The sequence below is a fragment of the Leuconostoc mesenteroides subsp. mesenteroides ATCC 8293 genome, from assembly GCF_000014445.1.
Classification (GTDB): Bacteria; Bacillota; Bacilli; order Lactobacillales; family Lactobacillaceae; genus Leuconostoc; species Leuconostoc mesenteroides.
The window spans coordinates 1-15,157 of record NC_008496.1 but is presented as its reverse complement, the minus strand read 5'-3'; the positions used below and the strand labels follow the sequence as shown (position 1 = coordinate 15,157).

General features: G+C 35.7%; 18 protein-coding genes and 2 pseudogenes. 8 read left to right on the top strand and 12 right to left on the bottom strand.

The window, feature by feature from the left end; all coding sequences use genetic code 11:
• Positions 1-451 precede the first annotated feature (451 nt).
• Positions 452-1,066: a helix-turn-helix transcriptional regulator gene (locus tag LEUM_RS10185; protein WP_010278995.1), complete on the top strand. Its 615-nt coding sequence runs from the start codon at positions 452-454 to the stop codon at positions 1,064-1,066.
• Positions 1,067-1,396: 330 nt separating this feature from the next.
• Here LEUM_RS10185 and LEUM_RS10900 read toward each other — a convergent pair whose 3' ends face one another.
• Entirely contained in the window at positions 1,397-1,468 is a 72-nt protein-coding gene (locus tag LEUM_RS10900) for a putative holin-like toxin (protein WP_239531205.1), read from the bottom strand.
• A 238-nt stretch (positions 1,469-1,706) separates the two neighbouring features.
• Positions 1,707-1,991 (bottom strand): hypothetical protein, encoded by a 285-nt coding sequence (locus LEUM_RS10180; RefSeq protein ID WP_011666810.1) that lies wholly within the window; start codon positions 1,989-1,991, stop codon positions 1,707-1,709.
• Between the two features lie 133 nt (positions 1,992-2,124).
• Here LEUM_RS10180 and LEUM_RS10625 point away from each other — a divergent pair, with 133 nt between their 5' ends.
• The 6 genes from LEUM_RS10625 (at position 2,125) to LEUM_RS10150 (ending at position 6,707) form a co-directional block, all read left to right on the top strand.
• Entirely contained in the window at positions 2,125-2,796 is a 672-nt protein-coding gene (locus tag LEUM_RS10625) for a hypothetical protein (protein ID WP_010276797.1), read from the top strand.
• Positions 2,797-2,849: 53 nt separating this feature from the next.
• Complete coding sequence (locus LEUM_RS10170; protein WP_010276794.1) at positions 2,850-3,947, top strand: DUF3800 domain-containing protein; 1,098 nt, start codon at positions 2,850-2,852, stop codon at positions 3,945-3,947.
• A 451-nt stretch (positions 3,948-4,398) separates the two neighbouring features.
• A complete protein-coding gene (gene arsC, locus LEUM_RS10165) occupies positions 4,399-4,815 on the top strand; it encodes an arsenate reductase (thioredoxin) (RefSeq protein ID WP_010276791.1) in 417 nt (138 codons plus the stop codon).
• Positions 4,816-5,068: 253 nt separating this feature from the next.
• On the top strand, positions 5,069-5,308 hold the full coding sequence (locus LEUM_RS10160) for a hypothetical protein (protein ID WP_010276787.1): 240 nt from the start codon (positions 5,069-5,071) through the stop codon (positions 5,306-5,308).
• Positions 5,305-5,955 (top strand): ABC transporter ATP-binding protein, encoded by a 651-nt coding sequence (locus tag LEUM_RS10155; protein ID WP_010276780.1) that lies wholly within the window; start codon positions 5,305-5,307, stop codon positions 5,953-5,955. Before LEUM_RS10160 ends, LEUM_RS10155 begins: the two co-directional genes overlap by 4 nt.
• Positions 5,952-6,707, top strand: a complete 756-nt coding sequence (locus tag LEUM_RS10150) for an ABC transporter permease (RefSeq protein WP_010276774.1) — start codon at positions 5,952-5,954, stop codon at positions 6,705-6,707. Before LEUM_RS10155 ends, LEUM_RS10150 begins: the two co-directional genes overlap by 4 nt.
• 319 nt (positions 6,708-7,026) lie before the next feature.
• On the opposite strand, the pseudogene LEUM_RS10550 reads toward LEUM_RS10150, so the two are convergent.
• A pseudogene (locus LEUM_RS10550) lies at positions 7,027-7,185 on the bottom strand (helix-turn-helix domain-containing protein); the annotation flags it as partial.
• A gap of 51 nt (positions 7,186-7,236) precedes the next feature.
• On the opposite strand from LEUM_RS10550, the gene LEUM_RS10140 reads away from it, so the two are divergent.
• Positions 7,237-7,824 carry a site-specific integrase gene (locus LEUM_RS10140; RefSeq protein WP_010276764.1) on the top strand — a complete coding sequence of 196 codons (588 nt, stop codon included), beginning with the start codon at positions 7,237-7,239 and terminating at the stop codon, positions 7,822-7,824.
• Between the two features lie 810 nt (positions 7,825-8,634).
• Here LEUM_RS10140 and LEUM_RS10135 read toward each other — a convergent pair.
• The 9 genes and pseudogenes from LEUM_RS10135 to LEUM_RS10100 form a co-directional block, all read right to left on the bottom strand.
• A complete protein-coding gene (locus tag LEUM_RS10135) occupies positions 8,635-9,120 on the bottom strand; it encodes a VIT1/CCC1 transporter family protein (RefSeq protein WP_010276755.1) in 486 nt (161 codons plus the stop codon).
• A 386-nt stretch (positions 9,121-9,506) separates the two neighbouring features.
• A complete protein-coding gene (locus tag LEUM_RS10980; protein ID WP_080506304.1) occupies positions 9,507-9,803 on the bottom strand; it encodes a transposase in 297 nt (98 codons plus the stop codon).
• A 62-nt stretch (positions 9,804-9,865) separates the two neighbouring features.
• Positions 9,866-10,558, bottom strand: a complete 693-nt coding sequence (locus tag LEUM_RS10130) for a Crp/Fnr family transcriptional regulator (protein ID WP_011666808.1) — start codon at positions 10,556-10,558, stop codon at positions 9,866-9,868.
• Between the two features lie 16 nt (positions 10,559-10,574).
• The gene (locus LEUM_RS10125) at positions 10,575-11,126 is read right to left on the bottom strand and encodes a Dps family protein (protein ID WP_010276748.1); all 552 of its coding nucleotides are present in this window, start codon (positions 11,124-11,126) and stop codon (positions 10,575-10,577) included.
• Position 11,127: 1 nt separating this feature from the next.
• The gene (locus LEUM_RS10120; RefSeq protein WP_010276741.1) at positions 11,128-11,364 is read right to left on the bottom strand and encodes a heavy-metal-associated domain-containing protein; all 237 of its coding nucleotides are present in this window, start codon (positions 11,362-11,364) and stop codon (positions 11,128-11,130) included.
• A gap of 63 nt (positions 11,365-11,427) precedes the next feature.
• Positions 11,428-13,278 carry a heavy metal translocating P-type ATPase gene (locus LEUM_RS10115; RefSeq protein ID WP_010276737.1) on the bottom strand — a complete coding sequence of 617 codons (1,851 nt, stop codon included), beginning with the start codon at positions 13,276-13,278 and terminating at the stop codon, positions 11,428-11,430.
• 318 nt (positions 13,279-13,596) lie between these two features.
• Positions 13,597-14,424 (bottom strand): annotated as a pseudogene (locus tag LEUM_RS10110) (IS3 family transposase); the annotation flags it as partial.
• On the bottom strand, positions 14,424-14,603 hold the full coding sequence (locus LEUM_RS10895) for a transposase (protein WP_223825257.1): 180 nt from the start codon (positions 14,601-14,603) through the stop codon (positions 14,424-14,426). The gene LEUM_RS10895 and the pseudogene LEUM_RS10110, both read right to left, overlap by 1 nt.
• Positions 14,604-14,899: 296 nt before the next feature.
• Positions 14,900-15,157 (bottom strand): metal-sensitive transcriptional regulator, encoded by a 258-nt coding sequence (locus LEUM_RS10100; RefSeq protein ID WP_010276712.1) that lies wholly within the window; start codon positions 15,155-15,157, stop codon positions 14,900-14,902.

Genomic DNA, 15,157 nt, shown 5'->3' with positions numbered 1-15,157 from the left:
TTCGCCTTGTGAAGGCTTATTTGTTGCACGATACAACTTGTGAAATCCGGCTGGTTCACAATCTATACCACCTGTTTTCTCTCACCGGCAGGGCTCGGCCCTGTTCCACCTACAAAAACACCCAGAAATCACGCCGTTTTAAGCTGAAATCCGGGTTTTGAAAAATTTTCGGAGTCCGGCAACTCTCGGTACCGAAAAAACCTGTCCATAATCTTGACATCAGCGCCCCCCATAAAAGACTCTAACGTCTTAAAAATGTTGCTTTTTAAAACTATACAGTAAAAAAAAACGGATACCAAGTATAAAATTAGGTATTTGTTTTTTGTGAGCTACATAAATTCACAAAAATCGTACCTCTCTCGAATAACGAGATACTTTTTTAGTTAAAATGCTTGATAATTGGCTATAGTTTTATTCATACTAATAGAAAAAGAAAATACGGAGGTATGTTATGACCTTTTCAAAGAGTTTAAAAGAATTACGTTTGCTACATGAGTTATCACAGACACAATTAGCTAGAAAATTAAATGTTTCCCCTAAAACTATTTCAAACTGGGAAAATGAAAGAAATTTACCGGATATTGAATTGATTATTAAAATATCTAAAGTCTTAGACGTAACACTGGATGAACTAATTACTGGTAATATTCAGTTAGAGAATAAACTAATCAAAGATAGTCATAAAGTTTTTCGTGATAATGTAATGTCTATCGTGGTGAGTTTATATTCGATGTTAACCGGTATGTTAGCAATGGTGTGGTTTTTAAATATTCAAACCCCACTTCGTACCATTGTTTTTTCAACTTGGTTATTTGTTGGCTTCATTTTTGGATATATGATAGAGCCTACTGATAATAAAAATCCTTTTGATTCTATATCGCCAATAATTCGATATAGCTTCATAGCACTGTTCATTGTTTTAGGCTTATCAATAATAATTGGCTCTTCTTGGTTGATCGTAAACTATCCACAAAAAATTATTTACTTCGTTACTATGATAGTTGGAGTTGTCATAATAATTATGACTAAACCCATTTGGCCCACAAAAAATAGAAATGCTGAATAATTCAGAAATGATTGAGTTAAGGGGCTATAACTATCAATTGTCTCTGTTAAATACTATAAAAAAAGCCTCTAACAAATCAACTTGGCTTGTTAGAGGCTTTTTTTATTTAGATAATATAATAGCCCTTGAAATGTAAGGCTAAATTGAATGGCTAAGCGTTGCTATATAGAGGCGCATAAATACTTTGTTTCTCAATTTTGGCTAGGCATGTTATAATGAATACAGAAAAAGGAAGCCTTGCGCTAACAAGACTTCCCATTATAGAGCCGTATAAGACGGTGGCAAACTTAAAACGATTAAATAACCGCTAGCTTGGCAGAGCTAAGGCGGTTATTTTTTTTGTTGGTTTTTAATCAACTCAACAACTAATGCTAGTAAGGTAACTATGAAAGTACCAAACATTAGCATAAGCTGTAAAGCGTCCGATACGGACACTTGGGCTACTCCTTTCCTAGAATGTGAGTTTATAGTTTTTACACCATAAGCACCACCCCCCTTAAGGAAATAGCCACCGCCTTAACTTCTCTACTTGAACTATTATACAGGATAAAGCGTGATTTACCTATTGATGATTAATGCTCTAATATCCTGAACGGCTAGTTTTCTATTTTCAATATAAATATAATTATCCGACATGTTTTCAATGAACCCAGATATATTTTTTTTTGGTTTCATGATTGAAGTTAGTTTCATCTAATTGAATAGTCACAGTATAATAATTTGCTAATGCGTGCATTGCATTATGAAATATTTTATCCGTAGTCATTTTGGGTAACTTTTTTTCACTATATACATTTTCCTGATCCATTTTCCTTAATGCAGAAGTATGGTCGCTTAAAAAGAAGCCACGCCACTTTTTAATGCCCCTATCTCTATAATCATACTGAAAGTAATTATTGATTAAAGCGCTAAAATCTTGATCCATTTCATTTCTCATTTCAAATTTTTTATTCCTCAATTATACGAACGTTAGTTCCCTTATGCAAGCGGCTCGATTTTAAACTTTTGTTATATTATATATGTAGTTCAAAAATATAGACTAAAAGGAAAATTTTGTTATGCTTAAAATACTAAGTGAATCCATATACCAAATTTACAAGTTTACATCAGGGATAGTATCATGGGGATTAATTAATATACCTGTTAGCTGGTTATCTTTTTTTATAGCCATCATAGGTTTGGCTAGGAATAATCATAATAAATTACGACAAAGATTTGATTATTCATCAGTAACCCACCCATGTAATACAGTTATTACTGTTTACAACGACAGTTTAGTAACAGAAACTTCACGATTTAATGGAATAATAGTCACTGCAAAAAAGCCAAACTTACTACGGAAAAAAGTAATTAAATGGAATTTGAAAAATAAAAAATTTGGACATAATAAACAGCTTTTATTCCCTTTTCATCAAATGGTAAATATTCAGAATAACGAAGAAATAAAACAATCTGATTTTTTTGCTGTTAAGAGCCATGAAATGAGAGAAATTATAATCAATAAAAAAAATTTTTTAAATTCAATAAAAAATAAGCTATACAGTAATATTAAGGCACTTACAAAGTTTACTAATAAGAAAGCATTTTATGTATATTTTGTTTATGAAACGGTTACTGGTAAAACAAGAATGTTTGCTGTTAAAATTATTTTTGATGACCCTATTGGTCAGGATCTAAATATTGACGATTGTAATAAAGTGCTACAAGCTAAATTAAAGTACAATAACTAACAAGTTAAGGGTAAAATACAACTAATATTTAAAAAAAGGGATAGCATTAATAGATGGATTACACTGAATTCTACAAACATGTTAAAAACGAATTGAAAGTTACCGGAACAGATAACCAGTTTCATCTGTATTATGATGAAACAAATAACTTTAGATCTTTTAAAGTAGACGATAAAGGTTTTAATGCTGACGAACATGCCTATTTCATACTTGGAGGAATTGGCATAAAAACCGACTCGCATGACATTGTTGAAGGTGTTGATAGCCTCTTCTCAAAATTTGGTATGCAAGCAAATGCTCAAGAAATAAAGTTTAAGCATATCAAGAATGGTGCCAATAATTTTATTGAGTTAATGGATAAAAAAAGAGTAAAAGTTTTTTTGAATTGGCTTTATGAAAATGACAATGTTTTTATCCACTATAATTATGTAGATAATTTTTATTTCTCTATTGTTGACTCTTTACCCAATTCAATGCTTCTCGGCATAGAATTTAATCGTGACCTAAAAGATTGTTTGTATCAAATTATGAAAACTGATAAAGAATATTTTACAAACCTTTTCGTTTTATTAGGCTATCCAAATGTTAACAACCCTAAATTACTAATAAATAAAATTATAGAAAAGATAAATGAAATTACCCCATACGGAGATGATTTTTGTTTAGAGTATTTACGACAGATCTTAAAATCAGCAATTAGGTCCAAACTTCCTCTTTTAGAAAATAATGTCGAGGGTGAATTGATAGATAACTACTCTGATCTATACGCACAGAGTATTTATTCTTTTCCAAATTCTCATCACAAATTTGATCATGAATATAATATTGAGCCATTTTTAGCGAATAACCCTATTTATGTAAATGACAAACTAGTAGACTATATTTTTGATGATTCTAAACATTCTCGATTATTACAATTATCTGATTTAACAGTTGGCATTTTAAGACATTGGATGAGTTTCCTTGAAAAAAATTCGGAATCGAAAATTTCAGATATTTTAAACAGTTTATCTAGCAATCAAGAAACAAACATTCGAAAATTACAACAAGTTATGAACAATTCACTATCTGAAAGTCAGGGTTTCAAAATTGGTTCTGGGAGTAATACGTTTGAAAATAAAGTTTCCGATTTCTTAACTTATAAATTTTAACTAGAATAATTCAGATACTCGCTTATTACTGACTATAAAAGATCCAGAACATATCAACTTAAGGACGGTAAGAAATTATATTAAATTTAATTTGCGATACAAGATAATGTGCATTAAAAGGTGACATATCTTAACAATTGTGTCGCTTTTTTTTTGTGCCTTATAATTAAAGGTGTTAAAATAAGTCATAACTTACCACCATAAAGCAGTCCAATTAATTTATTGACTTCTAAGTAAAATACCAGGAGTTTTGCTATGAGTTAACTATGATCCTAGGTGGTCACTAAAACATTCCTTAATTCAGGGTCTATAATTATAATAATGGCACTTTAAAGCGCCACAAAGTACATAGAAGACCTTGATACTTATACACCTATGTTGATGGAAGCATTGCATTTAAGTTTATGGTGTATCATGTTGTTATACAAATTAAAATTATAGGTGGTTTAGAATGAAAAAAATTTATTTTTTATGTACAGGAAATTCTTGTCGCAGTCAAATGGCTGAAGGATATGCAAAAAAAATATTGCCGGCAAATGAGTTTCAAATCGAGAGTGCAGGGATTGAAACTCATGGGTTAAATCTAAATGCTGTTAAAGTTATGGCTGAAGATGGAGTAGATATTAGTAGCCACTACTCTAAATTAATTGATCTAAATTATTTGAACACTTCAGATTTAGTTATTACTTTATGTGGTGATGCCAAGGATAAATGTCCTATGCTTCCCCCTCAAACCAAGAGTTTACACTGGCCTTTATCTGACCCAGCGCAAGCCACAGGAACTTTAGAAGAACAACTACAAGAATTCCGTAAGGTTCGTGACGAAATTAAAAAATTAGTTACAAGTTTGAATAACTACGTTCATTAATAAAAAAACGCCATATAGTGCCGCAGCAAAACAGTCCAATTAATTTATTGACTTCTAAGTAAAATACCAGGAGTTTTGCTATGAGTTAACTATGATCCTAGGTAGTCACTAAAACATTCCTTAATTTAGGGGCTATAATTATATAATGACCCCTAGGAAAGACTATTAAAACAGCCCCCATTATCTAATAGTTAGATAACGGGAGTTGTTTTTTTATAAAATGATATAATACTCCCTATATAGGAGAAAACGTATGTCTAGACAAAAACGATCGATCAAGGAAAATAATGATAAATTAAAAGTTCAATTAGAACTCCTCCGTAGTTATACGGAACACTTTGACTCAGGTATGATTCATATGGCTTTGCCAATGGCTACACAGGTTCGTGTATTAATACATCAAACAGATAAGTCCAATTTATTGACTTCTGAGCACTTTTTCATCCGGCTGTTGTCGGCGCCGATCATTGTGCGATCGGGGGTGGGCATATGAATTCATTGATTAGTTTAGAAAAAGTTAATTATCAAATCGCTGATCAACATATTTTACATGATGTTGATTGGCAGATTCCAGCTGGGGCTCATATTACATTGACGGGACCATCCGGTGGTGGGAAAAGTACGTTATTACGGATCATTGCGGCCATGATTTCTAAAACAAGTGGGACCTTGATTTTTGATGGGCAGCCGCTTGAAAGTTACGACCCAATCATGTATCGGCGGCAAGTCTCATATTGTTTCCAACAACCGACGTTATTTGGTGAGACGGTGGCAGATAACTTAGCTTTCCCGTACCAAATTCGTAAGCAAGTCATGGATACGCAACGAGTGGTAACGGCGTTAAATAATGTTGGGCTGTCCGAACGAACCCTGCATCAGCCGATTATCGAGCTTTCCGGTGGTGAACGGCAGCGGGTCGCGCTGATTCGCAACATCTTATTCTTACCAAAAGTGTTGTTATTAGATGAGGTGACAGCTGGTTTGGATGAAAATAATAAGCAAATCGTGCACGCCTGGTTACGACAGTTAAATGAGCAGGATCACGTGACAACGATCATGATTACTCATGACGCGACAGAGATTGCTGCGGCAGATCAATTAGCGAAAGTGGTTGCTGGCAGATTGGAGGTACACGCATGAATTTAGCAGTTAATAATACGTCGCTATTTTTGGCGGCAATGTTAGTGCTCGTCGCGTTAGGAATTAGTTTGTGGCAGAAACTTGGCTTGGATAGGGACATCGTCATTGGTGTCGTGCGGGCTGTTGTACAACTATTTATCGTGGGTTACTTGCTAAAGTATATTTTCCGAGTCAACAATTTGTGGCTAACGCTGGCGATGATAGGCTTCATTATCTTCAATGCGGCTTGGAATGCGAAAAAACGGGGGCCGGGGATTGACCATGCATTAGCCATTTCGTTATTAGCCATTTTTGTTAGTACGGGGGTAACACTCGGCGTCCTCGTGCTATCTGGTGCGATTAAGTTTGTGCCATCGCAAATGATTCCCATTTCTGGTATGATTGCGTCGAATTCAATGGTCGCAATTGGGCTGGCTTATCGCAGCCTCAATAGTCAGTTTCATGACCAGCGGCAAGGTGTGCTTGAACGGTTGGCGTTAGGGGCTGGTCTACTTGATGCTTCGATTGCCATCGTGCGTGAGGCGATTCGTACGGGGATGTCACCAACCATTGATTCGGCAAAGACTGTGGGTCTAGTCAGTCTGCCAGGGATGATGTCCGGTTTGATCTTTGCAGGGGTCGATCCAGTACGGGCCATTAGGTATCAAATTATGGTCACGTTCATGCTCTTATCAGCGACTAGTTTGGGGTCAATCATTGCGTGCTATTTAGCTTACCGTAATTTCTATAATGAACAAAAACAGTTGAAGTAATGACTCCTGATTGCAGTCCCGCGGGGAGTCCTTTATGATGGAAGCTGAAATAAAACTTAATGCGGGGGTATTGATGTGAATGACGCAGCGGTTTGGGTTCCAGTTCCAGCAATGTTTTACTGGGGCTGGTTAGTACCACTCATATTTGGAACCATTTTTGGTTGGCGTTATCATCGCGATAAGGTTCGCCTAGGTAACGGTATTTGGTTTTCGCTATTTTTCTATTCGTTTTTAACCATGCTGGCGATTACAATTTTAGGTAGCAATATCCACTGGTTGATCATTATCAGTGGGACGTTGTTTGTGTTGCTGATCCTGTTGTTTGTGCTAATTCAGCCTGATAAGGTTGACATCGAGATAATTCATAAGAAATTGTTGACGGTGATCGGTTCAGCCGAACGCCCATTTGGATATTGGACAGCCCTAGTTCACAAAAGGTTTCGATTTTAATTCGTTCGGAATAGGTTATACTAGACAAAAGTGAACCAATTATAGGCAAGGACTGTTCTATTATTGAGGTTAAATAGATATGCAACAAATCGTACTCCCAATCAAAGACTCTAACGTCTTAAAAATGGTGCAAGACACCTTACTAGATAGTTTTCGGGCAGGTCGCCGTAACTACACCATCTTTCAAGTTGGCAAAGCCACCCTGCTGCGGGTGAGTGATGTGATGACGTTAAAGAAATCCGATGTCTATAATCCAGATGGCTCTGTTAAACACACGGCCTTTATTCATGATAAAAAGACCGGTAAAGCAAATACACTATATTTAAAGCCCGTGCAACAAGACTTGTTGCAATATCATGATTGGCTAGTCCAACAGAATATCAATTCGGACTGGTTATTTCCTTCAACGGCCCATCCAGACCGGCATATCACTGAGAAGCAGTTTTATAAGGTCATGTCACGTGTTGGTGATCTATTAGGTATCAACTATCTAGGCACACACACCATGCGTAAAACAGGCGCTTACCGCGTCTATACACAGTCAAACTACAATATTGGTTTAGTCATGCACTTACTGAATCATTCAAGTGAGGCTATGACGCTTACTTATCTTGGCCTGGATCAAGCAAGTCGCGAAACAATGTTAGATCAAATTGATTTTGGGTAATAACGCCAACTAATCTCCCTAAATTAGCACGTATTTGTTCATTTTGACGCCACTATGGAGGTATTTTTAATGACTAGGATTACTAAGGCACAATTAGACAACATCATTACACGTTGCCACCATCCGAGGTAATTGGTGCCCCATTGTCTGAAACTGCAACTAAAGGGTTGCTAGGTAATACTTTTTGAGTCATAATTTTAGACGCTCCAATTTTTGAGTATTTGGTTTGTTTTTCACTAACAAAATATCATAACAAAGAGCTCCTATGGTTTTCACCCAACGGGTGAAAGCGCAAAACCCGCTGAAACGGTATTAACTTGCTGTTTCAGCGTGTTTTTGTTTGTCTTGATGAATAATCCGGGTATTAAGTTCTACACCATCTCACTTTTCTCGACCATAGAGCGTCTTTCTAGATATCCCCGAACAGATTTACTCACCTGTTTGGGGTTTTCTTTACAAAAAAGTGTTTTTTGTCAGCAGGCGTGTTGGTAACCACTAAAAGTAACTCCCTAAGGACACCATTTTCGATGACGTAATATAACATATCGTTTCTTTGTATACATGGTTAGCTATTACAGGTCGACTCAATTAAAGGTGTTCTAAAAATATGATTTAAAATTTTACCCGGATTATTTCTAACGAATCGACAGGCAAGCACCCTGATGCGCTATACTCTGCTGATTTAATGAACGCAGCTAAAGAAGAAGCTAAGCATCGAGGATTGTTTGACTTAAATAATCTATAACTGATTACCATATAACTAAATATCTAAAAAGAAAAACGTCTTGAATATTCAAGGTGTTTTTTTGTCTACAAATAATAATTCAGTAAGATACCAACGCCATAAGCAACAATTGCAGCGACGTACCCGACAGAAAGTGTGCGTAGAATTTCTGTTCTTACTTTCTGCTCTGACAGGTTGGCCTTCACCCAGCCTAGCAACGCCAAAGAGACACCGACGATGACAAAGGCGATTGGAAAGGCGATGTCTTTGTCGTGAATGAGCGCATTTGTAATTAAGTAGGCACCTAGTGGAATTAAACCGAAGACGTTAAACGAAATGAATGTCGCGATACCAGCTGCCAATGCTTTACTTTTTGATTGATTGTTATCCGATGTTGCTGACAGGTAGGCACCGGCCCCCATTGAAAAGCCATCGGCTAATAAGTTTGAGAATCCCAAAATGATGATAACGATGTTTGAAACGTTACCACCGACCGATCCAGCAACGACTGCGAACGTCGTGATAATGCCATCTAAGCCACCGTAGACGATGGCTGAAACGTGTTTTTTCATTTATTTTCTCCAGTTTCTCTCAGTGGTGATAAAACCAATATATAAGAAAAAAGTGACCAATTATCGGTAATTTCACATCGGATTAAAAATGTTTCAAAAACGAAACAAATAAAACCCGGATTATTCATGCACTAAATTTTTAACCACAGCTAAATCAGTAAAATACGATAAAACACCTTGAAACTGCCAGTACCTTGGCACAGTTTCAGGGTTTTTTTTCGATTGAGCGTTTTTTGAGAAAAATAGGAACACTAAAACCAGCCAGATTTTGCTATTTTTTTGAAAATCTACTTCGTTGTTTTATTGCTACAAAGCATTTAGTCGTTCCCAAGCTCGCCAGAACAGACCATCGAATTGTTCTTGGATGCGGCTATCTAACGTCAAAATCACCTTGCGGGCGTGCTTAGTGACACACGTCCACCGATTTTTAACAAACGGTCTCGAAAGGTATTGATTGTCCACGATTGTTGCTGGTCGTCCAACGCAATACTCTTCATCAACCGCATCAAGTTTGATACAATTACTGAGATCCACATGCGCGCTTTGTTGGCGAAAAATGAACTGCTATCAGTTTTGCCAAAGGCAAATCCACCTTTAAGCTCGCGAATAATATCTTCAATCGCCGCACGCTTGCGGTAAACACGGACGATGTCTTTTTGTGGAATACTTAGGTTAGTGACGATGAACTGTGTACCGCCATGTTCATCATTTAAAACGATATCCTTATTTTTAAGTATAAATCGACTTAACTTGATACAAATAATAATTCATCTAAATCAAATATCTCAACACATTTTTGGGTATGCCGTTTAATTAGACCTCTCTCTTCCAATGATGAGAACTTACGGCTTATTGTTTCTGGAGTTGTCCCCAGGTAAGTAGCCAAATCTTTTTTTGACATGGGTAAAGTCACATAAGTATGGTTTTTTTCATCTTCAACATTTTCTGATAGAAAATCAATAATTCGAGCTTCAACAGGTTCAGTACTGACTTGCACAGTTTGTTTTTCTGATAACTGTAGCCGTTTTGTAATATCCGATAATATTCGTCGCATGATTTCTGGATAGAGATCTAAATATTGATCTAAATTCTTTTTATGAATCCTACAAATACTTGTTTCCGATATTGCTTCAGCATAATTCGAATGATAACTTTCAGTCTGTAAAATAGCAACTTCCCCCATAAAATCACCAGGATGTAGGATGCGTATAGTTTGCTCACGACCAGACTCACTTAGGCTATAAATACGTACACGTCCATTGTTTATGATATATAATGTGTCATCTTTATCACCAAACCTAAATAATAGCTCATTCTTTACGTATTGTACTTCATTCGCTGATTGAGCAATTAGACGCATTTGTTCATCATTGAGATGATTGAAAATCGGCACTAAACGTATACAATCTACATGACTATGATGATTATGGTTTGCCATACCGTTTTCCTCCTAATTAATCGTTATCTATATAGTCATCGTCTTCTAAGGCATCCTTATTAATAAATGCTTGAAGTTGCCAAATATTTACGTCTAAATAAGCTTTATAACTAATTAGTGAATCTTCCAAAGCATCATTTCCTTCTTCTTGTGCTAAGCGAATTGCACGAATAGTAAATTCACGATTAGATCTAAAATCTTCTACTATCTGTAGGACCATCTCATCAGCAGTGTAATATTTTTCCGAAGAATCTTCAGAAATCGTTGTAAATTCTTGAAATTCAGTAGTTGTTGATGCTGGCTTAAATCCTGAAGCTAGTAAACGTTCTGCAATTTTATCAAACCATGCCTCATTCTCGTTATATAAATTTTCAAAAACATTATGCAATGCATAGAAATTTTTGCCTTTTACATACCAATGATATTGATGTAATTTTACATGTAATGTATGAATATTAGCAAGTATATGATCTGTAACAGCTGCAGAATTAATCTTAGTATGATGAATGTGTTCTTTATATGCTTGTTCGGCAGCTAATTTTTCTTGCCTTTCATTTATCGTTGTCATTTTATGCACCTTCCTTTACTTTTGAACTAATTACTGGGTATCCTAAGTCTTCAATTGCTTTTTCAATTGTATTCAAATTGACCTGATTTTCATCAAAATCCACTTTTACCTTACTCGCATTGAAAAGTACTTTTACAGAATCTTTTTTTACACCAGCAGTCTGTTTTAAACCATGTTCGATTTTTTGTAAACATGATGGACAAGTTAATGTTTCTAATTTTAATGTTGCTTTAGTCATATCTATCACTCCTTTAAGTAAATTATATAGGCCATTCTTTTTAAAATACTTGATATAGATCAATTATCTTAATTGATAACCTCTTAATCTCATTGCATTTAAAATAACTACTAAAATACTGGCCTCATGAACCAACATCCCAATTGACATAGACATCCATTCACTAAATATTAAACTAACCAATAGTATTATTACGACTCCAACAGCAATTAGAATATTTTGTCGCATATTCGCATATGTTCCTTTTGCTAGGCCTAAGGCATGAGGAAGGCGGTTAAAGTTAGAATTCATTAAAACAATATCTGAACTTTCAATTGCGACATCTGTTCCATTCCCCATAGCTATACCTACCTCTGCAGTAGCCAGAGAGGGACTGTCATTAACGCCGTCACCGATAAAAACAACTATTTCACCTGAGTCCTGTCGTCTTTTTAGAAATGCTTGCTTGTCCTCTGGTAGCATATCACCATGGGCTTCGGTTAAACCTAGTTCCTTTTTAACTGAATTAACTGTACCTTGATTATCACCTGATAATACAATGAGATTTTTAATACCAAGTGATTTTAATTTTTGTAAGTCCTGCTTAACACCTGGTCGAACTTTGTCGCGGATACCCATTAACATGATTAACTTATGATCAACTGCCGTTAATACAATTGAATTACCGGTTCTTTCTAATTTATTCAATTTTTTAAGAACATCATCAGATAGCGGTATACTTTCTTGTTTCATTAAGGCTTTATTCCCTACTGAAACAATGTGCCCATCTACGTGAGCAATTACGCCCCCACCTTTTACAACCTGTGTATTTTCTATAGGTTTTAATTTATATTGTGCTAATTTATTTGCAATAGCAACGGCTAATGGATGATCAGACTCATTTTCAACTGAAAACAATAGCGATAAATCCTCCTCCTGATTATTCCCGTAGTGAATCATCTCGCTCACTTCAGGCTTTCCTTCAGTTAAGGTACCTGTTTTATCGAATAACACTGTATCTGCATTGGCAAAATGACTAATCACTTCAGAACCCTTAAATAAAATACCATTTTTTGCACCATTTCCTATACCCGCAACATTTGAAACAGGTACACCAATTACCAAGGCCCCTGGGCACCCAAGTACTAATACAGTAATCGCAAGTTCTGTATCTTTGGTTAATACCCAAACCAACAGCCCAATTGTAAGTACTGCAGGTGTATACCAGCGAGAAAACTGGTCAATGAATCGTTCTGCTTCTGATTTAGAATCCTGTGCTTCTTCTACCAACTCAATAATTTTTCCAAATGTAGAATCTTCCCCTACTCTATCAGCCACTATTTGAATAGTACCATTGTCCATAATAGTACCGGCAAATACTTCATCGTCTTTTTCTTTCTTTAAAGGTAAAGATTCACCTGTGATATTAGCCTCATTTACATATCCTTTTCCAGTAGTTACTTGACCATCTACGGGAATCTTGGCACCAGTCTTTACTAGGAGAATATCCCCTTCTTCTACTTCATCAATATCTACTTCTGCAAATTGTCCCCCTGTCAATTGCTTAAAAGCAGTTTCTGGAGCCATTTCCGTCAACTCTTTAATAGCTGATCGTGTTCGGTTAAGTGTTCGTTGTTCTAAATATGATCCAAATAAAAATAAAAAAGTAACAATTGCTGATTCTTCATAATTTTGAATAAAGAGAGCACCAATGACCGCTATCGTTACTAAAATATCAATACTTACTACTTTTACTTTCATAGCCTGATAAGCCTGTAAAGAAATGGGGGTAACGCCTAATATCGAAGCTATAATAAAAGCACTATTAGAAATTGTTGTATTGGCAAAAATAAAGTGTGCGATTAGTCCTAAAGCAATGAGTAAGCCACTGATACTCATAATTTTATTTTTATGTTTAAGAATATTATGTTGCATATGATTTCTCCCTTAATTTTAGTTCAACTAAAGTGTATTAACTTTTGGGAGATATAAACTTGACGTCCATCAAGTTTATGAAATAGTTCTAAATAAGTAAAAATATTATAATATTGGCTTAGTCATGCACTTATTGAATCATTCTAGTGCGGCCATGACACTGGCTTACCTTGGTTTAGATCAAGCCAGCCGTGAGACTATGTTGAATCAAATTGATTTTGGTTAAACTCATTAGCTATAACTACAGTTATAGTTGTAGTTATAGCTAATGCTCATAAGTCAATAATTCGGAATATTTTTTATCTAGGGCTGAACTGATTAGGCAACTTTTATTTTTTGATTGGCAAGACTGATTCTTTCGTTGTTGAACCAATGAATATACTTGGACACATCTAAAATTAGATGTGCAATCGATGGAAACCGGAATTGATAAATCATTTCACGCTTTAATAGGGAGTGAAAACTTTCAATTTTGGCATTATCATATGGATGTCCTACTTTTGAATACGAATGATCAATTTTATGTCGCTTTAACAAATTTTCAAAGCCAAAACTAGTGAACTGACTGCCCATATCAGTATGTAAATAATTTGGTTTTTTATCAGTTGACAGCGATCTTTGTAGTGTTGTAACTACCAATTTGGTATCCATCGTGGCACTGATTTGATGGGCTAATATCTTACGCGTTTGTAACTCTAAAACTGACGCTAAATAGACCCACTGACCATTACTCAACTTTAAATAAGTGATGTCCATGCTCCAAGCGTTGGCTTCGGGTAAATGCCTGATTAAGTTGGGACGTTGACGATAATCAACAGTTGTCGTTGGTTTGTTAAATCGACGACTCATGACAGAGTATATGCCAGCTTCTCGCATTAAACGACGAACTCGGTTGGTTCCATGATGCAAATTCAGATCAGCTAATGCTAATCGCAGACGTGGCGCGCCATAAGCTTTATAGTTATTTTGCCAAATTTCACGCAACAAAGCTTTTAAGATCGTGTCTTCTCGTTGTCGTTGGCTCTCAGTATAGTGAACCCAATCAAAGTAGGTGCTTTTGGGTATTTTGAGTAGGCGAAGCACCATCATGAGTTTAAAATGCTGTTTTAGCAATGATTGGACAATAGGAAAATGGGTCTTACGTGTTACTTGCGATGTTCGCCCAGCAAAACGGCCGCAATTTTTAAAATTTCGTTTTCTTCTTTGAGTCTTGCGACTTCTTTCTGCATTGCATTAAATTGGGCGCGAGTCACTGGCTGTCCATTAACATCAGTCCCAATGATTTGGGCTTTTTTAACCCAACTAGTGACGGTTTGCATAGCCAAATGGGTATTCATTGGCTAGAGAATTAGCAGAACGGCCCTCGTTATGCAAGGCAACAATAGATGATTTAAATTCTGTTGAGTATCGCTTAGCTTTCATAATATAAAAAAACTCCTATACTTGATTATCTCGGATTATGCCCTAGAAATAAAGCGGTCCGGATTTTCAGTATACGAGCAGCCAGTGTTTCTTTTTTAGAAAGCATGGGATCCACTAAGAAGGTTTGATCACTATACTCTATTTTTACGGTGGCATTTCTAATTTGTTAAATTTTCATATTAAATTTTAATGTTCCTATCTATTTAACTCTAACTAACAGTTCAAGTGCCTTTTGATATTGCTCAGATCCTGTTTCTGCTTCTGAACAATTTCTAATATTTTCAGCAATAACTAACTTTATTGCCTTATCAAGACTTGCTCTGACAGCAGATAACTGTATGACGACCTCTTCACAAGGACGCTCTTCATCAATCATATTGACAATTCCATTTATTTGGCCTGCTGATCTCTTTAACCTATTTTGTATATTTTCATACTGATATGCTATTGTATTCAT